This window comes from Oxalobacteraceae bacterium OTU3CINTB1, from assembly GCA_024123955.1.
GTDB lineage: Bacteria > Pseudomonadota > Gammaproteobacteria > Burkholderiales > Burkholderiaceae_D > Rugamonas.
The window spans coordinates 3208085-3233552 of sequence record CP099652.1; the positions used below are offsets into that span (position 1 = coordinate 3208085).

The 25468-nt window shown below is 61.9% G+C and carries 23 protein-coding genes; 15 read left to right on the forward strand and 8 right to left on the reverse strand.

The annotated features are described in order from the left end of the window. Positions 1-4: 4 nt before the first annotated feature. Positions 5-481 carry an SRPBCC domain-containing protein gene (locus tag NHH73_14140; GenBank protein USX29354.1) on the reverse strand — a complete coding sequence of 159 codons (477 nt, stop codon included), beginning with the start codon at positions 479-481 and terminating at the stop codon, positions 5-7. Positions 482-720: 239 nt separating this feature from the next. On the opposite strand from NHH73_14140, the gene NHH73_14145 reads away from it, so the two are divergent. The 5 genes from NHH73_14145 (at position 721) to NHH73_14165 (ending at position 3387) form a co-directional block, all read left to right on the forward strand. After that, positions 721-1245, forward strand: coding sequence for a hypothetical protein (locus tag NHH73_14145; protein USX29355.1), 525 nt, complete (start codon positions 721-723; stop codon positions 1243-1245). A gap of 93 nt (positions 1246-1338) precedes the next feature. Continuing rightward, complete coding sequence (locus NHH73_14150) at positions 1339-1803, forward strand: hypothetical protein (GenBank protein USX29356.1); 465 nt, start codon at positions 1339-1341, stop codon at positions 1801-1803. 110 nt (positions 1804-1913) lie between these two features. Further along, a complete protein-coding gene (locus tag NHH73_14155) occupies positions 1914-2285 on the forward strand; it encodes a hypothetical protein (protein USX29357.1) in 372 nt (123 codons plus the stop codon). Positions 2286-2426: 141 nt separating this feature from the next. After that, positions 2427-2669 (forward strand): ribonuclease E inhibitor RraB, encoded by a 243-nt coding sequence (locus NHH73_14160; protein USX29358.1) that lies wholly within the window; start codon positions 2427-2429, stop codon positions 2667-2669. Positions 2670-3156: 487 nt separating this feature from the next. Then, on the forward strand, positions 3157-3387 hold the full coding sequence (locus NHH73_14165; GenBank protein ID USX29359.1) for a hypothetical protein: 231 nt from the start codon (positions 3157-3159) through the stop codon (positions 3385-3387). A gap of 324 nt (positions 3388-3711) precedes the next feature. Here NHH73_14165 and NHH73_14170 read toward each other — a convergent pair whose 3' ends face one another. The 7 genes from NHH73_14170 to NHH73_14200 form a co-directional block, all read right to left on the reverse strand. Beyond that, positions 3712-4650: a response regulator transcription factor gene (locus tag NHH73_14170; protein USX29360.1), complete on the reverse strand. Its 939-nt coding sequence runs from the start codon at positions 4648-4650 to the stop codon at positions 3712-3714. Continuing rightward, positions 4634-8053, reverse strand: coding sequence for an ATP-binding protein (locus tag NHH73_14175; protein USX29361.1), 3420 nt, complete (start codon positions 8051-8053; stop codon positions 4634-4636). Before NHH73_14175 ends, NHH73_14170 begins: the two co-directional genes overlap by 17 nt. A gap of 144 nt (positions 8054-8197) precedes the next feature. Beyond that, positions 8198-8869, reverse strand: a complete 672-nt coding sequence (locus NHH73_14180; GenBank protein ID USX29626.1) for a PilZ domain-containing protein — start codon at positions 8867-8869, stop codon at positions 8198-8200. A 271-nt stretch (positions 8870-9140) separates the two neighbouring features. Further along, positions 9141-9890: an rRNA pseudouridine synthase gene (locus tag NHH73_14185; GenBank protein USX29362.1), complete on the reverse strand. Its 750-nt coding sequence runs from the start codon at positions 9888-9890 to the stop codon at positions 9141-9143. A gap of 31 nt (positions 9891-9921) precedes the next feature. Further along, the gene (locus tag NHH73_14190) at positions 9922-12489 is read right to left on the reverse strand and encodes a [protein-PII] uridylyltransferase (protein USX29627.1); all 2568 of its coding nucleotides are present in this window, start codon (positions 12487-12489) and stop codon (positions 9922-9924) included. A gap of 18 nt (positions 12490-12507) precedes the next feature. Beyond that, on the reverse strand, positions 12508-13350 hold the full coding sequence (gene map / locus NHH73_14195) for a type I methionyl aminopeptidase (protein ID USX29363.1): 843 nt from the start codon (positions 13348-13350) through the stop codon (positions 12508-12510). Positions 13351-13515: 165 nt separating this feature from the next. Further along, the gene (locus NHH73_14200; protein ID USX29364.1) at positions 13516-14313 is read right to left on the reverse strand and encodes an MHFG family PEP-CTERM protein; all 798 of its coding nucleotides are present in this window, start codon (positions 14311-14313) and stop codon (positions 13516-13518) included. Between the two features lie 499 nt (positions 14314-14812). On the opposite strand from NHH73_14200, the gene rpsB reads away from it, so the two are divergent. From rpsB to NHH73_14250, 10 genes are all read left to right on the forward strand, one after another. Then, on the forward strand, positions 14813-15565 hold the full coding sequence (gene rpsB, locus NHH73_14205) for a 30S ribosomal protein S2 (GenBank protein USX29365.1): 753 nt from the start codon (positions 14813-14815) through the stop codon (positions 15563-15565). Positions 15566-15691: 126 nt separating this feature from the next. Beyond that, positions 15692-16603, forward strand: a complete 912-nt coding sequence (tsf, locus tag NHH73_14210) for a translation elongation factor Ts (GenBank protein USX29366.1) — start codon at positions 15692-15694, stop codon at positions 16601-16603. Between the two features lie 162 nt (positions 16604-16765). After that, positions 16766-17482: a UMP kinase gene (gene pyrH, locus NHH73_14215; GenBank protein USX29367.1), complete on the forward strand. Its 717-nt coding sequence runs from the start codon at positions 16766-16768 to the stop codon at positions 17480-17482. 47 nt (positions 17483-17529) lie between these two features. Next, entirely contained in the window at positions 17530-18090 is a 561-nt protein-coding gene (gene frr, locus NHH73_14220; GenBank protein USX29368.1) for a ribosome recycling factor, read from the forward strand. A gap of 192 nt (positions 18091-18282) precedes the next feature. Continuing rightward, complete coding sequence (gene uppS, locus NHH73_14225; GenBank protein ID USX29369.1) at positions 18283-19035, forward strand: polyprenyl diphosphate synthase; 753 nt, start codon at positions 18283-18285, stop codon at positions 19033-19035. Continuing rightward, positions 19035-19871 carry a phosphatidate cytidylyltransferase gene (locus NHH73_14230; GenBank protein USX29370.1) on the forward strand — a complete coding sequence of 279 codons (837 nt, stop codon included), beginning with the start codon at positions 19035-19037 and terminating at the stop codon, positions 19869-19871. The genes uppS and NHH73_14230 overlap by 1 nt, the downstream gene beginning before the upstream one ends. 11 nt (positions 19872-19882) lie before the next feature. Beyond that, positions 19883-21064, forward strand: coding sequence for a 1-deoxy-D-xylulose-5-phosphate reductoisomerase (gene ispC / locus NHH73_14235; GenBank protein ID USX29371.1), 1182 nt, complete (start codon positions 19883-19885; stop codon positions 21062-21064). Further along, positions 21061-22497 (forward strand): RIP metalloprotease RseP, encoded by a 1437-nt coding sequence (rseP, locus tag NHH73_14240; GenBank protein USX29372.1) that lies wholly within the window; start codon positions 21061-21063, stop codon positions 22495-22497. The genes ispC and rseP overlap by 4 nt, the downstream gene beginning before the upstream one ends. 34 nt (positions 22498-22531) lie before the next feature. Next, complete coding sequence (bamA, locus tag NHH73_14245) at positions 22532-24868, forward strand: outer membrane protein assembly factor BamA (GenBank protein USX29373.1); 2337 nt, start codon at positions 22532-22534, stop codon at positions 24866-24868. A 70-nt stretch (positions 24869-24938) separates the two neighbouring features. After that, positions 24939-25463 carry an OmpH family outer membrane protein gene (locus NHH73_14250; GenBank protein USX29374.1) on the forward strand — a complete coding sequence of 175 codons (525 nt, stop codon included), beginning with the start codon at positions 24939-24941 and terminating at the stop codon, positions 25461-25463. Positions 25464-25468 lie beyond the last annotated feature (5 nt).

Below are 25468 nucleotides of genomic sequence, written 5' to 3' on the forward strand. Positions count from 1 at the left end.
TCCTTTAGTTGGCCGCTACGGCAGCATGCAATTGACCCAACAGTTTCTGCCAGCCGGCCCGTCGCAGCTCCGGGCCGTCCGCACCGTCGCCGTACATCGCCTGATGGGTAAAGACCAGGCGTGTAGCGCCGGACTCGTCGCTGAAGAACTCGAACGTGTGCAAGGACGCGGAAAAACGCCGTCCGCCCATCGCCATCGTGGCGGCGGCGACGATGCGTTGTTGCGGAACGATATCAAGGATGTATCCGTCCGATTCCAGCGTCACGCCGGCGAAGGGCGTACCGGGCTTGAATCGGTAGCGCGCCAGTTCGCGTCCGCCAACTTCGAATTGCATGTCGTAGTGCTCGATCTCATGCTGGACGCCTTCGGCAAACCAGCGCTTCTTCTGATGCGGATCGCTGAACGCTTGAAACACGCGCGCCAGCGGGGCGGCGAAGCTACGTTCCATGGTGAAGGTATCAAATTGCGCTGACTGAGCCATAATCTTTCTCCGATAGTGAAGTTGAGGCTTCAGTTTATGTGGATTGAATAGTGAAGTCAAGACTTCACTGATGTGGCATCGGACCGCGTGCCAAGCGGGATGGGCCGTGCGTGCTGCCGATTGGATGGGGTAGCAGGGATGTTACGCAGGCGGCAGTGTGACAATCCGTGTCTTTCTACTGCATTGCATTACTGTATGCTCCACAATAATTGTCCGATAACGGTTTTGAGGAGGGTGAATTGGGCGCTCGCGGTGCAGTCATTATGGGATTTTTCGGTGCGGTCTTCGCTGCGCTGACTATGCATTTGCAATGGCGGGTCCTGGGCCTCATGCTGGCCTTACCTTTTGTGGTTTTTCTTGCCATCGCAGCTGCTGCTTTACACACGATGCGCCTGAAGGGCAACGGTGTCGTCCTTTCCGAATCAACTAAAAAGGCGCTGATGTGGAGTAGCATCGGCGAGGGCATCGGTGTCTTTCTCGCTTCGAACGTGCTAGCCAACCTGCATCGTGACGACTTGCTTTTGCCGGCGATTGCTCTTGTCGTCGGCCTTCATTTCCTCCCGATAGCCCGCGCTGCTTCTTTCCGTCCTTTTTATGTGCTCGGCGCTGTACTGCTGGCGTCTGCCATCATCGGCTTCCTCGTCGCCGCACCGGTCGGCGGCGAGATAGCCGGAATCGCAGCGGCATTGAGTTTGTGGCTCGCATCGCTGGCGGCCATTCGAAGGGACTGGCAAGAGAAACGGGCATCGTTGAGTTTTGGCTGATGCATGTGCGCGTTGCAACGTCGGCCATGAGCTGTCCTTTCAATGGGCACTCGGGGTTTAGAAAGCTGAGATTCACTAAACGTAGGAGATGGAATGCGTCTAGCTGCATTCGCGTTATCTGTACTCGCCTTATTAGTCGCGGGTCGTTCCTTTGCGGCGCAAGTCTTCTCTTGCGATGGTGCAGAGGTTCGCATCGAGGTGGTTGCGCGTGAAAGTCCAGTGTGGGAAGAACGTCTAGAGGCGGTCGTTACCGTCTCGCGTGACGAAGCAATTACTGTATTGCGCTATCGGAATATTGACTTTGTTGGTGGCCAGTGTTTGGTCAAAGACACGTCCCAATCGCTAGTCATTTTTCAAGCATTTTGCGGTGGCACGGGCTGCAAGGACCTCGCCAATTGGGGCGTAGTGAACCCGAAAACCCTTCGGGTCCTAACCGTCCCAAGCGATACGAATCGCGAGGAAGTGCTGAGGCTAGTCGGCGATAGTGCTCTTCCGCGACTGGAATTGCTGAATGTTCTTGCCGAGGCCCGTAAGCAAGGTATTAGAATGCCTGATTAACAGGATATAGTATTGTTTTCGAAAAACGAACGCGTTAGGCCACAGAGGGCAACCGGCCACTAACGGACCTATTGGGTTAAAGCCTCATCTACTCGCGGAGGAAGCACGTTGTGAAACTAATCTTTCTAAGCATTTTGGTGTTTTCCATGGCGGCTAATTCTGCCGAGAACGTTAAAGAGCTATCGGATGATGCCGGCACATCAGACGTGCGCTGGACGGCGATGCTGGGGCACGTGGATCCCTCGATAAGTAAAGCAGTCGCTGAAACGCAAAAAAACGAAGCGACACCGCCGCCGCATTATCAAAGCGCCATAGCGTTCAGCTCAACTAATACGAACATTATGACTGCTGCTTTTATTGAAGCGAAGGTGCCGGATTGTCTTCACTCAGAAGGACTAAAGCGTCAACCTACATTTCTTCTCGGCGGATATCTAGCGCTGCCGTTCATAGCTGTCGCCAAGGTGCGCGGGAAGTGTATCTAATGTTTCGACAGCAACCGGCCAGAAGCGGACGACCGTATTTTTAGGAGCGAATGAATGTTTTCAAAACCACGCTGACCCAATGACGCAGATGGAGATGTTTTTCGTAGAATGCAGAAAAGTGGGTTTGACTTCGATAAGGCTGTGGATATCGACTTTAATATGGATTTTGATTCGTGGCCACCTTCCGAAGAACTAGTGAGTATGCTTCGTTCGCAATTTGAGCATGTGAAGATTTATTCCCCTGATTCAAGTGGAGACGGATATGTACAATTCGTTTTAAATGCTTTGCCGACGTACGAATTAGTTATTTTTATCCAAAAATCCGTCTCCGAAATGGCGGCCCGGTTCGGCGGCGTGTGTGAATCATGGGGCGTGTTGCACTGAGTCTGATAGCGGCAACAAGCCGACGTTGGCAATTCACACGATTGAAACTGTAGAGGAAGAATTTTTTGAATAAGAATACATCAATTAAACTGCTTGGATTGATATTTTGCATTACGATTTTAGTCGAGATTCTGACTTGGGTAATGGGTGCGCCTCCAGAGAAAAGTATAGTCCGGTTGATAGCCTTAACAGGATTGTTTTTGTGGTTGCTGAAGGGGGCCCGCTTTGCGCGCTACACGTTGAGTGTCGTGTATTCGCTGAGTGCGCTCTTGGCCGTCTTGTCGGCCGTCCGGTCGGGCGAGGCGCCAGCATTTATCGCAGTATTCTGGTGCTTTAGCATATTCTCGGTGGTTGCTGCCGTCTTCTTTATTCGGTCAAGTGTCTTGTGCGCATTGACTGCCCCAGTACGTGTAATAACAGACTAACGCTGCGTCGGGCCACAGCCTGACGTTCGCAATCCCGCCTCCACTTACTAATTTTCCTACTTATGAAAATTGGCCTGGATGGAAACCATATAGAAATCATCGAATTAGAACGCGCGCCGAAGGGAGTTCCAAACGAAGGCGACGTGCGCGTGCTTATTCAGGTGGTGCTCGGTGAGTTCAGTGGAAAATACGATTCCGTTTGGCTAGAAGAACTAGCCCTTCGCGAATTCATCGCTTGCTTTGAGCGGGTTGAAAACGAGCGCTTCAGGAAGCGTAACGTTGGAAAGCTGTAGCCCAGAAGAGTTTATTCTGACGCTGCGTTCACGAGATGCCCTTGGACATTTTTCTGTGGATATTTCGTTGTGCCGTTACCGTTATTTTGGCGGCAGTTCTTGGCCGACACGCGTCTCTGGTGGATTTGAAATTGACCCTACTAAATTACCGGCAATGCTGAGTGATTTTAGGGAGCTGCATCGTCCGAACGTTTAACAGCGCTTATCGCGAACTTCCGCTATGGGGCGGAAGCTACCGTTGGCCGTTCGACCGTCGTGTGGAAGTTTAAGTTGAGCTGGCCCGACATTGCGAAGTCGTCGCTCCTCCCGCAAGCAGTGCTGGTATCACGAGCGTTCAAGCTCCTCGTTTCTGCCGCCGGCGCGCAGTTTGGTCATGGCGACAGCCGCCGCCGAGGTGCGCGTCTCCACCCCAAGCTTTACGAACACATGCTCCAGGTGCTTGTTGATCGTGCGCGGGCTGGTGCCGAGAATCTCGCCGATATCGCGGTTGGTCTTGCCCTTGATTAGCCAATTCAGCACCTCCGATTCACGCTGCGTCAGTTTGAAGGCCGCCATCAGCTTTTCGATCTGCGCAACGTCGGACTCCTCACGCAGCACGATCATCCATTGCTCGTCCTCGCTGAACTCCGCCGCCGAGAAGATCAACCTGCGCGCGCCGCGCGCCAGCGTCAAGGGCGGGTGCGACTGTCCCTGGCTGTGCGCGGCCTGCGTCGCCGCCAGCCACGTTGGTAACTCGGCGTCGACCAGATACCCCTGCATCAAGGTGCGCGCCAGAGGCGTCTGCCAAACGATCTTGCCGTCGCGCGGCGACATCGCGATGACCGCATTGCCGAAGGCGTCCAGCGCGCTGCGGGCCTGGTCCATCAGGCGCGCCGTCTGCATGTGGGCGGCGATCCTGGCCAGCACCTCGCCGGTGCGCAGCGGCTTGGTGACGTAGTCGTTGCCGCCGGCCTCGAAGGCGGCCACCACATGCTCGGCCTCCGTCAGGCCGGTCATGAACACCACCGGAATATGACGCGTGGCCAGATTGGCTTTCAGCCGGCGGCACGCTTCGAAGCCGTCCATGCCGGGCATGATGGCGTCGAGCAGGATGATGTCCGGCTGCGCTTCGGCGGCGCGCTGCAACGCCGCCTCGCCGTTGTTCGCCACCAGCACTGTGAAACCCGATTCGTCCAGCGCGTCGTGCAGCACGGCGAGGTTTTCCGGGACGTCGTCGACCACCAGTACCAGGTTGCCGCGCGCGGGTTCAATGTTGAAGTTCATCGCTCTTATTCTTTCGGACAAAGTCGGCCATCGCATCCAGCTGGAAGCGTTTGGCAAAATCGCGCATGGTGTGGGTGAAGCGGGAGTACTGGGCATCAAGCGCGTCGATCTCGTCGAGTTTGGACTGGATGCCACGTACATAGCCGATGCGTATCAGTTCCTCCAGCGCCGCCATCTGCGCGGCCGGCGGCATCGCGATTGCCGCAGCACCGGCGGCAGCCGGCATCTCGCTGCTGATCGCCTCCGCGCGCGGCTGCGTGATCCAATCCAGCGCGAGGCGTCGGCCGATCCAGTCCAGCAGCTCGCCGACGTTGACCGGTTTGATGATGAAGTCTTCGGCCTTGATGCCGGCGGCGTTCTCCATGCCCTTGTCGAAGGCGTTGGCCGAGACGATGGCGATCGGCACCGATGACAACTGGCGGCGGCGCAGGATGTAGCTTGCCTCCCAGCCGTCCATGCCCGGCATGGCCAGGTCCATCAAAATCAGGTCCGGCTGGAACGCGGCGTGCAGGTCGAGGCATTCGAGGCCCGACGCCGCCTGTGCGATCTCGAATCCCAGCGGCGCGAGGATGTTGAGCAGCAGTTCGCGGTCGACCCGTTCGTTGTCGACGACCAAGATGCGCCGGCGCGGGCCGCGATAGCCGGTGCGCTGCTGAGCCGGCGCCTCCAGTTCCCGCAGCGCCTTGCCTGTGACGTGCACGCTGGGCAGGAACAGGCGGATGTGGAACAAGCTGCCCTGCAAAGGCGCGCTGCGGATTTTCATTTCACCGCCCATCAGCTGCGTCAGCATTTTGCTGATCGGCAGACCGAGGCCGGTGCCGCTGGCGTTGGCGTGCGCGCTGGCGCTGCCGCGCGTGAACGGTTCGAAGATGTGGTCCAGTTCTTCCTGCAGGATGCCGGGGCCCGAGTCCTCGATCTCGAACGAGGCGATCTCGCGCGCGTACTTCAACCGCAGCACGACGCCGCCCTCGCTGGTGAACTTGACGGCGTTGCCGAGGATGTTGATGAGTATCTGGCCCAGGCGTTTGCGGTCGGCGCGCACGATGCGCGGCAGCGCGCCGGTCAACTCGTAGCGGAAGGTCAGGCCCTTGTTGGCCGCCTGCAGTTCGAACATGCGCACCAGCTGGCCGATGAAGTCGGGGAAGTTGATTTCCTTGGTGTCGAAGGTCAGCTTGCCGCCCTCGATGCGGGCGATATCGAGCGTGCCCTCGATCAGCGACAGCAGGTGCTCGCCGCTGCTGCGGATCACGCGGATGGCCTGCTGGCGGTGCTCGGGGATCGACGGGTCGTTGTCGAGCAGCTGGGCGTAGCCGAGTATCGAATTCAAAGGCGTCCGGATCTCGTGGCTGATGCCGGCGATGTAGCGGCTCTTGGCCTGGTTGGCCAGGTCGGCGGTCTTCTTGGCCTGCTGCAGCTGGGCGTCGGTCTGGCTATGCAATTCGATCTCGCGCGTCAGCAGGCCGGTTTGGCGGTTCGATTCCTCCTGTGCCACGCGGCGGCTTTCGCTGGTGAGCACCAGCCACCAGGCGACGATGCCGCTGGTGATCAAGAGCGCGGCAAAGATCTTGAGGAACACCAGCCGCAGTTGCGGCAGCAGCGCGGCGTCGCCGGCCGGCAGCACCGATTGCTCGTGGTAGTAGATCAATCCGAGCAGGGCGCCGAGGAACAGCACCGTGACGATCATCAGCAGCAGATAGTGTCCCAGTCCGCTGCCCAGATAGCGCCACAGCGATTTGGGCAAGAGGGCCTGCATCGCCTGCTGCCACTGCGCCGACACCTTGGCGTGCGGCTTGCAGACGTCATTGCAGCGCGCGTCCAGGCAGCAGCACAGGGAACAGATCGAACCCTGATAGGCCGGGCAGTGCGCCATGTCCTCGGCCTCGTACTCCTTTTCGCAGATCACGCAGGTCTTCTGCACCACGCCGGGCTGGCGGGCGATATAGTATTTGCCCTTGGTGGCGATGGCGATCAGCGGCGCGGCCACCAGCGCCGTGAGCAGCGCGATGAAGGCGGAGAAGGCCTGCGCCTGGTGGCCGAACACGCCCATGAAGGTGGCCACCGACAGCGCCGACGCCAGCACCATGGCGCCGACGCCGACCGGGTTGATGTCGTACAAATAGGCGCGGCGGAATTCGATGCCCTTGGGGCTCAGGCCCAGCGGCTTGTTGACCACCAAGTCGGCCACCACCGCCGTGATCCAGGAGATGGCGATGCACGAGTACAGCCCGAGCACCTGGTCGAGCGCCTGGAACACGTCGAGCTCCATGAGCAGCACGGCGATCAGCGCGTTGAACACGGCCCACACCACGCGGCCCGGATGGCTGTGCGTCAGGCGCGCGAAGAAGTTCGACCACGCCAGCGAGCCGGCGTAGGCGTTGGTCATGTTGATCTTGACCTGTGAGATCACCACCAGCAGCGCGGTGGCCAGCAGCGCCCAGCGCGGATCCGCGAACACCTGGCTATAGCCGGCCAGGTACATATGCGTGGGGTTGACCGCCAGATCCAGCGGCACGGCGCTGCTGATGGCGAGGAAAGCCAGCAGCGCGCCGCCGAGCATCTTGACGATGCCCAGCAAGATCCAGCCCGGCCCCGCGATCAGTACGCCCATGTGCCAGCGCACGCGGTTTTGGTCGGTCTTGGGTGGCATGAAGCGCAGGAAGTCGACCTGCTCGCCGATCTGCGTAATCAGCGCCACGCCGACGGCGGTGGCGGCGCCGAACATCAGCACATTGAACTGGCCGTTCTGGCCGGAGCGGCCGGCGTAGTCCATCAGCTGCGGCAGCAATTCCGGCTGCTTGTGCAGGGTGGCGACGAAGGGCAGGGCCATCAGGATCAGCCATACGGGCTGGGTCAGCATCTGGATGCGGCTGATCAGGGTTACGCCGTGCGTCACCAGCGGGATGACGGCCAGCGCGCTGACCATGTAGCCCAGATAGAGCGGCAGGCCGAAATACAGTTCCAGCGCGTAGGCCATGATGGCCGCCTCCAGCGCGAACAAGATAAACGTGAACGAGGCGTAGACGAAGGAGGAGATGGTCGAGCCGATGTAGCCGAAGCCGGCGCCGCGCGTGAGCAGGTCCATGTCGACGCCGTATTTTGCGGCGTAGTAGCTGATCGGCAGGCCGGTGAGGAAGATGATCAGGCCGACGGCCATGATGGCCCACAGTGCGTTGATGAAGCCGTAGTTGACGGTAATGGTGCCGCCGATCGCTTCGAGCACCAAAAAAGAGATGGCGCCGAAGGCGGTGTTGGAGACGCGGAACACCGACCATTTGCGGAACGAGCGCGGGGTGTAGCGCAGCGCGTAATCCTCGATCGTTTCGTTGGCCACCCAGGTGTTGTAGTCGCGCCGGATCTTGACGATGCGCTGGGGCGGTTCGGTCTCTGCCGCGGTGGTGCTCATGTGCTCCCTGTCTGGCTTATCGTTATACTCCTGACTTTCAAGCAAGAAATATGCCGATAAACAAACATGGGGAGTGCGATGCTGGCGGGCGTGGCGCCCCATCGCGGTGCGGCCGTCGGCGGCCGCACCATTGTGGTGCTGCGGCTAGCGGTGCCGGCTGGCGTTGAGCTTGTCGAGCAGGCGGGTCAGCTCGTCCTGCATGGCCGGCGACAGATTGGTGAACTGGCAACCGATCTGCACCTGTTCGCCCAGCAGGAAGGAGCGGAAGGTGCGCGACAGCCGCACCTCGAGGTCGGCGATCATGACCGAATCGGGACCGAGCTCGAGCCGTACGCGCTGCAGCTTGCGTCCCACGTGCAGGCCGACGCAGTCGCGTGGCGGTGCGCGCATGCCGACGCCGCCCGACGAGAAGTCGTACAGCTGCAATTCGTACGGTTTGCCGTTCAACACGAATGAGGCCATGTAGTAGATGCCCAGCGGCGTTTCGAGCCGGGTCGAGGCGCGCCGGTTCAGTACCATGCACTTGAGTGGGAAGCCCAGCGGGATCAGGGTCGGCGTGCCGGGCAGGCAGGCCCAGTCGTCGGACGTCAGCTTGAACTGGATCTTCGCCGAGCGCAGCCAGGCGACAAAGGTCGCCTCGCCGGGCGGCAGGAACTCTCCATCGTTCAGTTCGAGCACGAAGTGCGGATTTTCCGGGTCCACCGAGCGGATGCGCGCCATCACCACGTTGTTGGAGCTGGCCGGGTAGATCGAGACCGGGTCGCCGTTGTCGGCGAGCAGGGTCAGCGAGTCGCCGATGTCATGCTCATCGGTGATGTCATGCGGCTTCGAACCCGCCGGTATGGGCTCCACAGCGTCTTTTAGGCTGGGTGGGCCGCGGCGAATTTCATTGGGTATTGGATCGTTCACGACGGCATATCTCTTTGATTATGACTTCAGCAATGCGAGGTCGGTTCGAACAGTTTACAAGTTATTCGCGCACTTGGCTTGCTAAATAGCAATAACCGGTGAGAATATTTCGCCGAATGTGCGGTTTGATCCACGCGCGGCTCGGGGGAGGGGGGCCGTCGGCGCCCCCGCACGCCGCTTAAAACTGTTCTTCGGGACGCAGGTAGCGCCATTGGCCGACCGGCAGGTCGCCCAGTTTGACTTTGCCGATCCTAACCCTTTTCAAACCGATCACTTTCAGGCCGACCATGTCGCACATGCGGCGGATCTGGCGCTTTTTGCCTTCGCGCAGCGTAAAACTGAGCTGGTCGTCGTTTTGCCAGCGCACCTTGGCCGGCAGTAGCGGCTTGCCGTCCATCCACAGGCCGTGGTTGAGCTTTTTCAGGTCGCTGTCGGGCAGCTTGCCCGGCTTGGTGTACTCGACGCGCACCAGGTATTCCTTGTCCACGCTGGTGGTCTCGCCGATCAGGTGCTTGGCCACGCGGCCGTCCTGGGTCAGCACCAGCAGGCCGACGGAGTCGATGTCGAGGCGGCCGGCCGGCACCAGCGAGCGCAGCTGGGTAGGGTGGAACAGTTCCGGCGACGGATCGTCCGGCCAGCGGTTCTCCGGCTTGACCAGCACCACGGCCGGCTGGTAGCCGTCCTCGGCCTGGCCGCTGACGTAGCCCATCGGCTTGTTGATCAGCACGGTCACGCGCTTCGATTGTTCGGCGGCGGCCTGGCGCTCGACGGTGACTTTCTGGCTCGGGTAAACCTTGCTGCCGAGCTCGGAGATGACCTGGCCGTCGACACGGACCCAGCCGCGCGCTATCCACTCGTCGGCTTCGCGGCGCGAGCACAGGCCCAGTTCGGACATGCGTTTGGACAGGCGTAATAATTCTTCTGACATGATGCTTTTCTATAATGGTGAACGGTGTGGTTTAAACCTTGATCGCTTCAAGCAAATCGGTTTCCAGCTGCAGCTGGCTGCGCGCATTGCCCAGCGCCGCGCCGTCGATCAAAAACACGTCCTCGACCCGCTCGCCCAGGGTCATGACCTTGGCCGTATGCAGGTTGACCCGGTACTTGGCCAGCACGTTGGCGATCGAATAGAGCAGCCCGGTGCGGTCGTTGGCGGCGATCGACAGCAGGTAGTACTGTCCGCGCTCGTCCGGCCGCAAGTCCACCGTCGGCTGCATCGGGAAGGTGCGCGACAGGCGCGACAGCCGGCCCTTGCCCGGCATCGACAGCGGCTCGGGATGGGTCAGCGCGCCGCACAGCTCGTGCTCGATCAGGTTGATGATGTCGCGGTAGCTCTTGGCGAAGTTCTGCTCGGTCACCAAGAAGGTGTCGAGCGCGTAGCCGTGGCGCGTGGTGTGGATCTTGGCGTCGAGGATGCTGAAGTTCTTGCGGTCGAAATAGCTGCAGATGCGCGCGAACAGGTCCGGCTGGTCGCGGATGTAGACGGCCACCTGCAAGCCTTCGCCGATCGGCGCCAGGCGGCATTTGACCACCGGCTTGTCGCTGGTGAAGCGGTCGTACAGCGCGCGCGTCTGCCAGGCGATGTCGGAGGCGTCGTGGCGCAGGAAGTAGGCGACGTCGAGCTGGCGCCAGAAGGCTTCGTGCGCGTCCGGCCCCAGGCCATACAGGCGCAGCGTGGCCAGCGCCTCCTGCTGGCGGTTCTTCAGTTCATGGTCGGCGCTGTGCGGCTCGCCGCCCAGCACGCGCAAGGTGATGCGGTACAGGTCTTCGAGCAGCTTGGCCTTCCACGCGTTCCACACCTTGGGGCTGGTGCCGCGGATGTCGGCCACCGTCAGCAGGTACAGCGCGGTCAGGTGGCGCTCGTCGCCCACCGTCTTGGCGAAGGCGGCGATGACGTCCGGGTCCGACAGGTCCTGCTTCTGCGCCACCTGCGACATGGCCAGGTGCTGCTCGACCAGGAATACCACCAGCTCGGTGTCCTCGGCGCTCATGCCGTGCTCGGTGCAGAACTGCCGGGCGTCGACCGTGCCCAGTTTGGAGTGGTCGCCGCCACGCCCCTTGGCGATGTCGTGGAACAGCGCGCCCAGGTACAGCAGCCACGGTTGCGCGAAGTTGGCCATCAGCTGGCTGCAGAACGGGTACTCGTGCGCGTGCTCGGCCATCGTGAAGCGGCGCATGTTGCGCACCACCATCAGGATGTGCTGGTCCACCGTGTAGACGTGGAACAGGTCGTGCTGCATCTGGCCGACGATCTTGCGGAAGTTCGGCAGGTAGCGGCCGAGGATCGACAAATCGTTCATGCGGCGCAGCGCGTGGATGATGCCTTGCGGCGCCTGCAGGATGCGCAGGAACAGCGCGCGGTTGGCCGGATCGGCGCGGAACGCCGTGTCGATCAGGAAGCGGTCGTGCCACAGCGCGCGCATGGTGCGGGAGGTCATGCCCTTGAGCGACGGGCGCTCGGTCATCAGCACGAAGATTTCCAGGATGGCCGATGGCCGCCGGGCGAAGGTGTCGTCCTCGCGCATGTCGATCAAGCCGTTCAGGTCGTTGAAGCGCTCGTTGATCGGCACGGCCAGCTCTTCCTGCGGGAACAGCCGTTCCTCGATGTTTTGCAGCAGGATGGTGTTGAGCTGGGTGACGGTTTTTGCGGCCCAGTAGTAGCGCTGCATCAGGTATTCGCTGGCACGGCGCATGCCCGGGCCGCTGCCGGTGGCCTGCAAGCCCAGCGACTCGGCAATCGCGGTCTGGATGTCGAACACCAGGCGGTCCTCGCGCCGGCCGGCGTGCAAATGCAGGCGCACGCGGATGTCCTTGAAGGCGCGCTCCTTTTCCATCAGCTGCTTGGCCTCGGTTTGCGTGATCAGGCCGCTGGTGGCCAGGGTGCGCCAGGAGTTGGCCAGGCCGGCGGCCTTGACCAGCCACAGGATCACCTGCAGGTCGCGCAGGCCGCCCGGGCTTTCCTTGCAGTTCGGCTCCAGGCTGAAGGCGGTGTCCTCGTACTTGGCGTGCCGCTGGCGCATCTCCAGCAGCTTGGCGTGGTAGAAGGCGCGCGGGTCCATGGCGGCGTCGTAGCGGCGCTGCAGCTGTTCGAACAATTGTTCGTCGCCGCAGATCACGCGCGCCTCGAGCAGGCTGGTTTGCACGGTGATGTCGGCGGCCGACTCGGTCAGGCATTCATCGACGGTGCGGATGCTGTGGCCGATCTCCAGGCCCAGGTCCCACAGCAGCTGCACCAGTTCTTCCAGTTTTTCGGTGGTGGGGGCGTCCGGCGCTTCTTCCAGCAGGATCAGCAGGTCGACGTCGGAATAGGGGAACAGCTCGCCGCGGCCGTAGCCGCCGACGCCGACCAGCGCCGTGTTGGCCGGCAGGCGCGCCTCGTGCCAGGCCGTCGTCAAGACCGCGTCGACGCTCTGGCGCAGGCTGCGCAGCAGCTTTTCCGGCATGCCGTCGGCCTGGAAGCCGGCGATGACGATCTGGCGTTCGGCCTTGAGCTGGCGCTTGAGCTGCTCGCGCAGCTCGTTCTTCATGACGGCCGACATGCGCTGTTACGCCGCGACGGCCGGCGTGGCCGACGCCGCAGTGCCGGCGTTCGTGATAAACGCCGGCGGCGGCGGGCTGCCGGCCGACAAGGTCAGCACCTCGTAGCCGGTCTCGGTGACCAGGATGGTGTGTTCCCACTGCGCCGACAGGCTGCGGTCCTTGGTTTTGATGGTCCAGCCGTCGCCCATTTCGCGGATTTCGCGCTTGCCGGCGTTGATCATCGGCTCGATGGTGAAGATCATGCCCGGCTTGAGCTCGTCGAGCGTGCCCGGACGGCCGTAGTGCAGCACCTGCGGTTCCTCGTGGAAGATCTTGCCGATGCCGTGGCCGCAGAACTCGCGCACCACGCTGTAGCCGGCTTTTTCGGCGTGCTGCTGGATGGCGTGGCCGATGTCGCCCAGGTGCGCGCCCGGCTTGACCTTGGCGATACCCAGCCACATGCATTCATAGGTGATGTCGGACAGGCGCTTGGTCATGATCGACGGCTCGCCGATCAGGAACATGCGGCTGTTGTCGCCGTGATAACCATCCTTGATGACGGTGATGTCGAGGTTGACCGAGTCGCCGCTTTTGAGCACCTTGTCGCCCGGGATGCCGTGGCAGATGACGTCGTTGACCGAGGTGCAAATCGCCTTCGGATAGGGCGTGTAGCCGGGCGGGCAGTAGTTCAGCGGCGCCGGGATGGTGCCCTGGACGTTGACCATGTATTCGTGGCAGAGGCGATCCAGCTCGCCGGTGGTCACGCCGGCCTTGACGAAGGGGGTGATGTAGTCGAGCACTTCGGAGCCAAGGCGGCCGGCCACGCGCATGCCGGCGATATCTTCGGCGGATTTGATGGAGATAGACATAGAGGATCGCAATCAGCAAGGTAAACGGTAAAAACGCAGGCGGCGAGCGGACTTTCGTCCCTCGCGGCGTGCAAATATGCTGAAATTATAAACGACGCGGGGGGCGTCGCGTGCGGCAATGACCGGCCTGTGGCGTAATCGGCCCCGCGCCGCCCGCTCTGAGGCTCAGGCGGCCTTGCCGGCGGCTGCCGCAGCGGCGGCGCGGTGCTTGCGGCGGGCCGCGAAGCCCAGCAGGCCCAGGCCGGCCAGCAGCATGGCGTAGGTTTCCGGTTCCGGCACCGGGGCGACCGGCGATCCGGGCAGCGGCGGCGGACGCACGCCAGTGCCCGGATAGATCGGCTGGTTGACTGGCACGGGCGGCGCCGTGAAGCCCCGTTCGACCGGGCGTTCCTCGACCGGCGCGCGCACCACTAGCGGCGGCGGCAGGAAGCCGGCAGTGCGCAGGGTGGGCACGTCTTCGATGATGGGCGCATCCAGCAGACCAAGATCGCTGTCACCGACACGCTCGTTAAAGTTCGGCGGCGTCAAGGCGGCCGGCGGCGGCACTTGCGCCACGGCCGGACGAGGGCGCACGATGCGGCTGACGTTTCCGCAGATTTTCGGCACCAGGATGCAATGTTGATCTGCGCAATAAACAGCGCCTGGTTCGCTGCGGCTGGCTGCCCACTTGCTGCGCGTGACGGTATGGCAGACGGAGGCCGCGCCGAAGTGCATGTCGCGGATCTGCGCGTCGTAGACGTATTTGCCGGTGATCGCGTCGCGTGTGATGTTGACGGTCTCGTCCGGATTGCCGTAGGTGATGCGGTACTTCAGCTTGACACGCGTGCGTTCCGGGATGTCGGTGTAACGGTCGATGGCGGCGTCGGTGTTGCCGGTATACGGATTGGCGCCCGGCCGGTCCCAGGAACAGCTGGGTTGCACGGTGGTCGCCGCCGCGAGGGCGATGGCAAAGAGGGTAGACATTCAGGCATCTCCGAAACGCAATATTGCAATATTAACAGATCTTACGTAAAAGCAAGTGTCTTATTGCTAAGGCACTAAACTTTTGCAAATGATATTACAGATTGGCTACGATTCGCTTGACTGCGAACAATTAATTGTCGATTGTTACAATTTAACGTTTGGTCCGTTGTATCGGCGATGACATCGATATGTTTTTGTCCATGACAATGAGGTGGGAATCGTCGGTGCCTGTCCGTCATGCGGCGCCGCAGACGTCTTCTTTTTCGCGCCGCGACAGACATGGTGTCTGGTCTATTCAGATGGCGACTCCCTGTATTCCATCTTATCGCCGGACTTGCCTAAGTGGCTGTTTTCAGGGTAGAATCTCGGGTTGCTTGGATTTGACTTTCGGTTCAGGCAATAAAGTAGTCAATATTGTTTATTCATAAACGCGAATCCGATCGACAAGGGTGCCTATATGGTGACTGATCGGATTCCAGACCCAACCCTGGAGTTAAATATGTCCGTAACGATGCGCGAAATGCTGGAAGCCGGTGTCCACTTTGGTCACCAAACCCGTTTCTGGAACCCAAAGATGGCACCGTTCATCTTCGGTCACCGCAACAAGATCCATATCATCAACTTGGAAAAGACGATGGGTATGTATCAAGAAGCGATGAAACACGTGAAGCAGGTTGCTTCGAACCGCGGCACCATCCTGATGGTCGGCACCAAGCGTCAAGCGCGCGAAATCATCGCGGCTGAAGCGGCACGCGCAGGCGTTCCTTTCGTCGATCAGCGTTGGCTCGGCGGCATGCTGACCAACTTCAAAACCATCAAGACCTCGATCAAGCGCCTGAAAGACATGGAAGCCCAGATCGAAGACGGTTCGGTTGAGAAGCTGTCGAAAAAAGAAGCGCTGATGTTCCAACGCGAAATGATCAAGCTGCAAAAATCGATCGGCGGTATCAAGGACATGGGCGGCGTTCCTGACGCAATCTTCGTCGTTGACGTTGGCTACCATAAAGGCGCCATCACCGAAGCCGCTAAACTGGGCATCCCGGTCATCGGCGTGGTCGATACCAACCACTCGCCAGAAGGCGTTCAGTACGTCATTCCAGGCAACGACGACTCGTCGAAAGCCATCACGCTGTACGCCCGTGGCGTTGCAGATGCGATCCTGGAAGGCCGTGCAGCCGCCGGTAACGAAGTAGTTGAAATGGTCAAAGCCGCAGCTGGCGACGAATTCGTCGAAGTGAACGAACAGGCTTAATTGTTCTTTACTAGCTGAAGGAAAAAGGGGTGGCCAACAGCTCCCCCTTTTTTTTAACGTAAATGGGTAGAGCAGGGCTGACCGGCCGCTCCCCTTCCACCGAATACCGAATACAGGAGAAACACTATGGCAGCGATTACTGCAGCAATGGTAGGCGAACTGCGCGCCAAGACGGACGCGCCAATGATGGAATGCAAAAAAGCACTGACCGAAGCCGAAGGCGACATGGGCCGTGCTGAAGAGATCCTGCGCGTCAAGCTGGGCGGCAAGGCTTCGAAAGCGTCGTCGCGCGTGACCGCCGAAGGCGTGGTCGCCACCTACATCGCCAACGGCGTGGGCGCGCTGATCGAAGTGAACTCGGAAACCGACTTCGTCGCCAAGAACGACGACTTCCTGAACCTGGCCAACACCGCCGCCAAGCTGGTCGCGGAAAACAACCCGGCCGACGTCGCCGCGCTGCTGGCCCTGCCAGCTGGCAACGGCCAGACCCTGGACGAGGTGCGTGCCGCCTTGATCGGTAAAATCGGCGAAAACATGTCGATCCGCCGCTTCCAGCGCTTCGAAACGACCGCCAAGCTGGCCTCGTACCTGCACGGCACCCGCATCGGTGTTGTGGTCGAGTTCGACGGCGCCGACGAGCAAGTCGGTAAAGACGTCGCCATGCACATCGCCGCGATGAAGCCGGTGTCGCTGTCGGCCGACCAGGTTCCTGCCGAACTGATCGAAAAAGAGCGCTCGGTCGCCCAGTTGAAGGCTGACGAGGATGCTGCCACCGCCGCCGCCGCCGGCAAGCCTGCGCAGTCGCCGGAAATCGTCGCCAAGCGCCTCGAAGGCTCGGTCCAGAAGTATCTGAAGGAAGTGTCGCTGCTGAACCAGGCGTTCGTCAAGAACGACAAGCAGTCGATCGAGCAGATGCTGAAAGAAAAAGCGACCACCGTGAAATCGTTCACGATGTACGTCGTCGGTGAAGGCATCGAGAAGAAGGTCGATGACTTCGCCGCAGAAGTGGCCGCTCAAATGGCCGCTTCCCAGGGTTAATAGTGAAAACGGGCCGCGAGGCCCGTTTTTTTAGCCCGACAAGATAATCTTGTCTGTAACACCAGTTGTCCCCGGCGGCCGTCGCGCCTATCTCAAGGTATGATAGGCGCCGGCAGCCTTCCCTGAATCAACCCCACATACACACTTTAGGAGCCCCGTCTCATGTCCAAACCAGCCTACAAGCGCGTCCTCCTCAAACTGTCCGGCGAAGCCCTGATGGGCGATGATCCTTACGGCATCAACCGCGGCACGATCGAACGGATGGTCGCCGATGTGGCCGAGGTCGCGAAAATGGGCGTGGAACTGGCGATCGTCATTGGCGGCGGCAACATCTTCCGCGGCGTCGCCCCCGGCGCCCAAGGCATGGACCGCGCCACCGCCGACTACATGGGCATGCTCGCCACCGTCATGAACGCGCTGGCGCTGGCCGACGCGATGCGCCATGTCGGCATCACCGCGCGCGTGATGTCGGCCATCGGCATCGAACAGGTGGTCGAGCCGTACGTGCGCCCGAAGGCGCTGCAGTACCTGGAAGAGGGCAAGGTCGTGGTGTTCGCGGCCGGCACCGGCAACCCGTTCTTCACCACCGACACGGCCGCCGCGCTGCGCGGTTCCGAGATCAGCGCCGAGATCGTGCTGAAGGCCACCAAGGTCGACGGCGTCTACACGGCCGATCCGAAGAAGGACCCGAACGCCACCCTGTACCACTCGATCACCTTCGACGAGGCGATCGCCAAGCACCTCCAAGTCATGGACGCGACCGCTTTTGCGCTGTGCCGCGACCAGAAATTGCCGATCAAGGTGTTCTCCATCACCAAGCCAGGCGCGCTCGCACGCGTCATCATGGGCGAGGATGAGGGTACACTGGTCCACGTGTAACGTCTTTAATACCATCATCATTTATATCCGATCACAGGAGAGCAGCAATGTCCGTAGCTGACGTTAAAAAGAATGCGCAAGAACGCATGACCAAATCGCTGGAAACCTTGCGCGCCGATCTGGCCAAGGTCCGCACCGGCCGCGCCCATACCGGGATCCTCGACCACGTGATGGTCGAGTACTACGGTTCGCCGACGGCGTTGACCCAGGTGGCCAACGTCACCCTGATGGACGCGCGCACCATCGGCGTGCAGCCGTTCGAAAAGAAAATGGCCTCGACCATCGAAAAAGCCATTCGCGACGCCGACCTGGGCCTGAACCCGTCGTCGCAGGGCGACATGATCCGCGTGCCGACCCCGCCGCTGACCGAGGAACGCCGCAAGGAAATGGTCAAGCTGGTCAAGAGCGAAGCCGAGGACGCCAAAATCGCGGTGCGCAACATCCGCCGCGACGGCAATGAATCGCTCAAAAAGCTGGTCAAGGACAAGGCCATCTCCGAAGACGACGAGCGCCGCGCCTCCGACGACGTGCAAAAACTGACCGACAAGTTCATCGCCGACATCGACAAGATGGTTGTCGAAAAAGAAAAAGAAGTGCTGACGGTCTAAACCCTCAAGGCGCCAGCTGTCGACCCGCAGTCCCCGGCTTAGGGGTCGGACCCCGTACGGGGTCCGACCCCGTACGGGGTCGGACCCCGTACGGGGTCCGACCCCGTCACGCTTTTGGGGTGCGGGTTACCGTGCTACCTTGTTTTTTTGCGTCACACCTGCAATACTTTATACTTTGGCACCAAAGTTTTCATGAAATATACGAGTTCGACTACTGAGGTTCCGGAAGCCCCGAATGTTCCGCGTCACGTCGCGATCATTATGGATGGCAATGGCCGCTGGGCGACCAAACGCTTTCTGCCGCGCGTCGCCGGCCACGTCAAAGGCGTGGAAGCGGTGCGCACCGTGGTCGAGGCCTGCGCCCGCCGCGGCGTCGAATACCTGACCCTGTTCGCCTTCAGCTCGGAAAACTGGCGCCGCCCGGAAGAGGAAGTGTCGCTGCTGATGCGCCTGTTCGTCACGGCGCTCGACCGCGAGGTCTCCAAACTGCACGCCAATAATATCCGCCTGAAGGTCGTCGGCGACCTGAGCCGCTTTGACGCCAAGCTGCAGGGCATGATCGCCAACGCCGAGCGCAAGACCGCCAACAATACCCGCATGACCGTCACCGTCTGCGCCAACTACGGCGGGCGCTGGGACATCATGCAGGCGGTCGGCAAGATGGTGGCGGCCCATCCTGGTAGCGGCGATTTCACCGAAGAACAGCTGGCGCCGCACCTGGCGATGGCCTACGCGCCCGAGCCGGACCTGTTCATCCGCACCGGCGGCGAGCAGCGCATCTCCAATTTCCTGCTGTGGCAGCTCGCCTATACCGAACTGTTCTTCACCGAGACGTACTGGCCCGATTTCACCATCGAATGCCTCGACGAGGCGATCGCCTCCTACCAGCACCGCGAGCGCCGTTTCGGCCGCACCGGCGCGCAACTGGCCGAAAAGACAAACTAATGCTGAAAACACGGATTATTACCGCGGTGCTCTTGCTGGCGGTGTTGCTGCCGGTCCTGTTCTTCAATTATTTCCCCGCGTTCGCCGTGGTCGTCACCTTGTTCGTCGGCGCCGCGATGTGGGAGGGCGCGCGCCTGTTCGGCCTGTCGCCCACCGCCGCCAAGGTCACCGGCGTGGTCAGCTGCGGCCTGTTCGTGCTGCTGATGTACAGCGCCAAGCCGGGCGCCGTCACCGCGCTGTACGGCGTGGCCGCGCTGCTGTGGCTGATCCGCTATGCGCCGACCCTGGGCCTGGGGCTGCCGCCGCTCAAGGGCGCGGCCAACTGGTCGATGGCCATCACCTTCAGCTTCGCCATTTTCGCCTGCTTCTTCGCCATCGTCGGCCTGTACATGGTATCGCCGCTGTACCTGCTGTCGGTGCTGGCCCTGGTGTGGATCGCCGACATCGGCGCCTATTTCTCCGGCAAGGCCTTCGGCAAGCGCAAGCTGGCGCCGACCATCTCCCCCGGTAAATCGTGGGAGGGCGCCATCGGTGGCGGCATCGCCGTGCTGGCGATCGCTTCGCTGACCATCGTGCTGGCCGCTTCCGTTCCGTGGTTGCAGGACACCTTCGCCGTGCGCCTGCAGGCGCGCTTCGGCTGGGCGCTGACCCTGCTGGCGCTCCTGGTCGTCGTCGCCGCCTCCGTCATCGGCGACCTGTTCGAATCCCAACTCAAGCGCCGCGCCGCCATCAAGGACAGCAGCAACCTGCTGCCGGGCCACGGCGGCGTGCTCGACCGTGTCGACGCGCTGATCCCCGTGCTGCCGCTGGCCGCGCTGCTGACCGCCTGGCTCTGAAAGACATTCCTATGCAACGCATCACCATCCTTGGCGCCACCGGTTCGATCGGCGTGTCCACGCTGGACGTGCTCGCCCGCCATCCCGAACGCTATTCGGTCTACGCGCTGTCCGCGCACAGCCGCGTCGACGAACTGGCCGCCCAGTGCGTCCAATTCCGTCCGCTGCGCGCCGTTGTCGGCACGGCCGACGCCGCCGAGCGCCTGGGCGCGCTGCTGCGCGCGGCCGGCGTCGCCACCGAGGTCGAATACGGCGAGACAGCCCTGTGCGCCATCGCCAGCGCTCCCGAGGTCGACAGCGTCATGGCCGCCATCGTCGGCGCCGCCGGCCTGGCGCCGACCCTGGCCGCCGCCCGCGCGGGGAAGAAAGTGCTGCTGGCGAACAAGGAAGCGCTGGTCATGTCCGGCCAGCTGTTCATCGACGCGGCCGCCGAAGCCGGCGCCGTGCTGCTGCCGATCGACAGCGAACACAACGCGATTTTCCAGTGCCTGCCGTCGTCGTACGGCCGCCAGCCGGGCGCCAGCGGCGTCGCCAAGATCCTGCTGACCGCTTCCGGCGGTCCGTTCCTGACGCGCGCCGTCGAGACCCTGGAAGACGTCACGCCGGAGCAGGCCTGCAAGCATCCCAACTGGTCGATGGGCCGCAAGATCTCGGTCGACTCGGCCACGATGATGAACAAGGGCCTGGAAGTGATCGAGGCGCACTGGCTGTTCGGCGCCCCGGCCGACCAGATCGACGTAGTCATCCACCCGCAGTCGGTGATCCATTCGATGGTGTCGTATGTCGACGGCTCGGTGCTGGCGCAACTGGGCAACCCCGACATGCGCACGCCGATCGCCCACGCGCTGGCCTACCCGGAGCGCATCGACTCCGGCGTCGCCCAGCTCGACCTGACCCAGATCGCCACCTTGCAGTTCGAGCGTCCCGACTTCGCCCGCTTCCCCTGCCTGGCGCTGGCCTTCGACGCCCTGCGCGCCGGCGGCACGGCGCCCGCGCTGCTCAACGCCGCCAATGAGATCGCGGTGCAAGCCTTCCTCGACCTGAAGATCGGCTTCCGCCAGATCGACCGCGTGATCGCGCAGGTGATGGAAAAGCTGCCGCACGGCGCAGCCGATAGCATCGAGGCTGTCATGGCGCAGGACGCGCTGGCGCGCGACGCCGCCGAAACCATCATCGCCGGGATGGCAAAATGAATTTCCTGCAAACCGTGCTGGCGTTTGTCGTCTGCCTCGGCTCCCTGATCGTCTTCCACGAATTGGGGCACTACCTGGTGGCGCGCTGGTGCGGCGTCAAGGTGCTGCGCTTCTCGGTCGGCATGGGCAAGGTCGTGTGGTCGCGCCGCTTCGGCCCCGACCAGACCGAATGGGCCGTGTCGGCGCTGCCGCTGGGCGGCTACGTCAAGATGCTCGACGCCCGCGAGGGCGACCTGACGCACCTTCCGCCGCAGGACCTGAAGCGCGAGTTCACGCGCCAGAACGTGTGGAAGCGCATCGCTATCGTCGCCGCCGGCCCGCTGGCCAATTTCCTGATCGCGATCGTGCTGTTCGCCGGCCTGTACATGTATGGCGTGGAAGAGCCGGTCAGCAAGATCAGCGTGCGCGCCAGCGAGGTGGCCGTGCTGGCGACCGACGCTACGGTGGCAACGAACGACGCCGATGCGGGGCAGGGCAAGCAGGCCGCCTCCGCCACGCCCGCGTGGCAGGCCGGCCTGCGCAGCGGCGACCTGGTCACCGCCATCAACGAACAACCGGTGACCGTCTGGTCCGAGCTGCGCTGGAACCTGATGCAGTCGGCCATCGACAAGAAAGAAGCGCGCCTGACGGTCGAACGTCCGGGCGAGGGCCGCCGCCACTTCGTGCTGCCGGCCGACGTGCTGGCCGCGCTCGACCTCGACGGCGACGTGCTCGGCAAGCTGGGCCTGGGCGTGGCGCGGCCGGCGCCGGTGGTGCAGCAGGTGCTGCCGGGCGGCGCGGCCGAGCGCGCCGGCCTGCGGATCGGCGACCTGCTGCTGTCGGTCGGCGGCACGCCGGTGGCCGACGGCATCGCCTTCATCGACATCATCCGCGCCTCGGCCGGCAAGACGGTGGACGTGGTGGTGCGGCGCGCCGGCCAGCCGGTCACACTGGCCGTCACGCCCCAGGCCGAGCAGGCAAAAAGCGGCAAAGGAACTGTAACAGTCGGTAAGATCAGCGCTTACGTCGCTTTGCAGCCGGATATGATCGTCGTGCCATCGTCGCCGCTCGAGGCGGTGGGCAAGGCCATGGCCCGCGTCTGGGACACTTGTACGATGACGCTGAAGATGATCGGCAAGATGATCGTCGGCGAGGTCTCGCTCAAGAACGTCACCGGCCCGATCACGATCGCCGATTACGCCGGCCAGACCGCGCGCATGGGCGTGGTCAGTTATTTAAGCTTTATCGCCTTCATCAGCATCAGTTTAGGGGTCATGAATTTGCTACCGATTCCGGTTCTAGATGGGGGGCATTTGCTGTATTATTCGCTGGAAGTTTTAACTGGGCGTCCTGTGCCGGAACGTTTTAACGAGATTGCACAGCGAGTTGGCATCGGTTTGCTGATGACGTTAATGCTGTTGGCGGTATTTAACGACGTCGCCCGGCTTTTATAAAGTAGTTCGTTGATTTAGCCATTGAATAACCCCAATGAAATTATATTCTGACCGTATTACTTCACCTTCTTTACGCCGCAGCCTGATCGGCGCCGCCGTCCTGGCGCTGTGCGCCGGCCGTGCCATGGCGATCGAACCGTTCGTCATCAAGGACATCCGCGTCGAAGGTATTCAGCGTACGGAGGCCGGCACCGTGTTCAGCTACCTGCCGGTGCGGGTGGGCGAGACCTTCAACGACGACAAGAGCGTCACCGCCATCAAGGCGCTGTACGCCACCGGTTTCTTCAAGGACGTCAAGCTCGAAGCCGACGGCCAGGTGCTGGTGGTGCTGGTCGAGGAACGCCCGGCCATCTCCAAGGTGGAGTTCACCGGCACCAAGGAATTTGAAAAAGACACGCTGGTCAAGGCGCTGAAGGACATCGGCGTCGGCGAGGCCAAGATTTTCGACAAGGCCTCGGTTGACCGCGCCGAGCAGGAATTGAAGCGCCAGTACCTGTCGCACGGCCTGTACGGCGTCAAGATCGTCACCACCGTCACGCCGATCGAGCGTAACCGCGTCAACATCACGTTCGCGGTCGACGAGGGCGACGTCGCCAAGATCAAGCAGATCAACATCGTCGGCAACAAGGTGTTCGACGATAAGGAATTGAAGCAGCAGCTCGCGCTCAACACCGGCGGCTGGTTCAGCTGGTACACCAAGGCCGACCAGTACTCCAAGACCAAGCTGACCGGCGACATCGAGTCGCTCAAGTCCTTCTACCTCGACCGCGGCTACATCGAGATGAACATCGACTCGACGCAGGTGTCGATCACGCCGGACAAGAAGGACATCTACATCACGATCAACATCACCGAAGGCGAGAAGTACACCGTCTCCGGCATCAAGTTCGAAGGCGAGACCTTCGGCCGCGAAGAGGAACTGCGCTCGCTGGTCCTGCTGCGCAACGGCGAGACCTATTCCGGCGCGCGCCTGACCGCGACCAACAAGCTTATCTCCGACCGCCTCGGCACCTTCGGCTACGCCTTCGCCAACGTCAACGCCAATCCGGACATCAACCGCGAAAAACGCGAAGTGGCGTTCACCTTCTTCATCGATCCGGGCAAGCGCGCCTACGTGCGCCACATGAACATCGCCGGCAACACCACCTCGCGCGACGAAGTGATACGCCGCGAGTTCCGCCAGTTCGAATCGTCCTGGTACGACGCCAACAAGATCAAGCTGTCGCGCGACCGCGTCGACCGCCTGGGCTACTTCAAGGACGTCACCGTCGACACGCCGGAGGCGCAAGGCACCTCCGACCAGGTCGACGTCAACCTGACCGTGGTCGAAAAGCCGACCGGTAACTTCCAGATCGGCGGCGCGTTCTCGCAGTCGGAGAAGTTCACCTTCCAGGCGGCGATCCAGCAGGCCAACTTCGCCGGCTCGGGCACCACCGTCGGCATGGAACTGAACACGTCCAAGTACAGCCGCACGATTTCGTTCTCGCAGACCGACCCGTATTACACCGACGACGGCGTTTCGCGCTCGTACGAAATCTATCTGCGCACGCAAAAACCGCCGGCGCTCAACACCGGTTACTACACGATCAAACAGCAGGGTGGACGCGTCAGCTACGGCGTACCGTTCTCCGAAGTCGATACGGTCTTCTTCGGCATCGGCCTGGAACGCTCGAACATCGAGACCGACGCCACGTCGCCGACCCGCTTCCAGCAGTACGTGCGCGACATCACCGGCATCCAGAGCGGCATCGGCAGCGCCAAGACCAACGCCGTGCCGCTGACGATGGCGTGGGCGCGCGACAGCCGCGATTCGGCGCTGACGCCGACGGTGGGCCGCTACCAGCGCGCCAACCTGGAACTGGACATCATCGGCCAGCAGAAGTACTACCGCGCGGTCTACGAGCAGCAGTGGTACAAGCCGCTGTTCTCGAAGGTGACGCTGGCGCTCAAGGGCGAGATCGACTACGGCCGCGGGCTGCGCGACAGCTCGTATCCGGTGTTTAAAAACTTCTACGGCGGCGGTATCGGTTCGGTGCGCGGCTACCTGAGCTCTTCGCTGGGCGCGGTCGATCCGCGTTACGGCGACGCGCTGGGCGGCGCCTCGCGCTTGATCGGCAACGCCGAGCTGCAGATGCCGTTCCCAGGCTCCGGCCAGGACCGCAGCCTGCGCTGGTTCGCCTTCCTCGACGGCGGCCAGGTCTACCAGGAAGGCGAGAAGATGCGCCTGCAGCAGCTGCGCTATTCCTCCGGCCTGGGCATCAGCTGGATTTCGCCGGTGGGCCCGCTCAAGTTGAGTTATGCTAAGCCTTTGAACGCCAAGGAAGGCGACCGCCTGGAACGCTTCCAGTTCCAGATGGGTAGCGGCTTCTGATGCGGGCGGGTGCGACTTTGCAGCGAACCCACAGCGTACACCGTACCAATATTTACCTCGGAGAAACAAGTTGAAGACTGCATCCGCTAATCTGACCAAATATCTCGCCGTGCTTGCGCTGGGGTGGAGTGCATTGGCGCCGGTGCAGGCCCAGACCTCGGCCTCGCGCATCGCCTGGCTGAGCCCTGAGCGTATCTACAACGAGTCCAAGCTGGCCAAGCTGGCCAGCGAGAAGCTGCAGGAAGAGTTCAAGAGCCGCGAGAAGGCCATGCAGGACATGGCAGGGCGCCTGAAGACGGCGTCCGACAAGCTGGAGAAGGAAGGGCCGGCGCTGTCCGAGGCCGACCGCGTCAAGCGCCAGCGCGACGTGTTCGAACTCGATAAGGAATACCAGCGCCGCCAGCGCGAGTTCCGCGAGGACCTGAGCCAGCGCACCAACGAGGAGCGCCAGGCCATCTCGGACCGCGCCACCAAGATCATCCGCCAGATGGCCAATGTCGAAGGTTTCGACATCGTGCTGCAGGACGCGGTATGGGCGAGCCCGCGCATCGACATCACCGACAAGGTGCTGGCGGCGCTCGATAAAGACAAATAAATCAC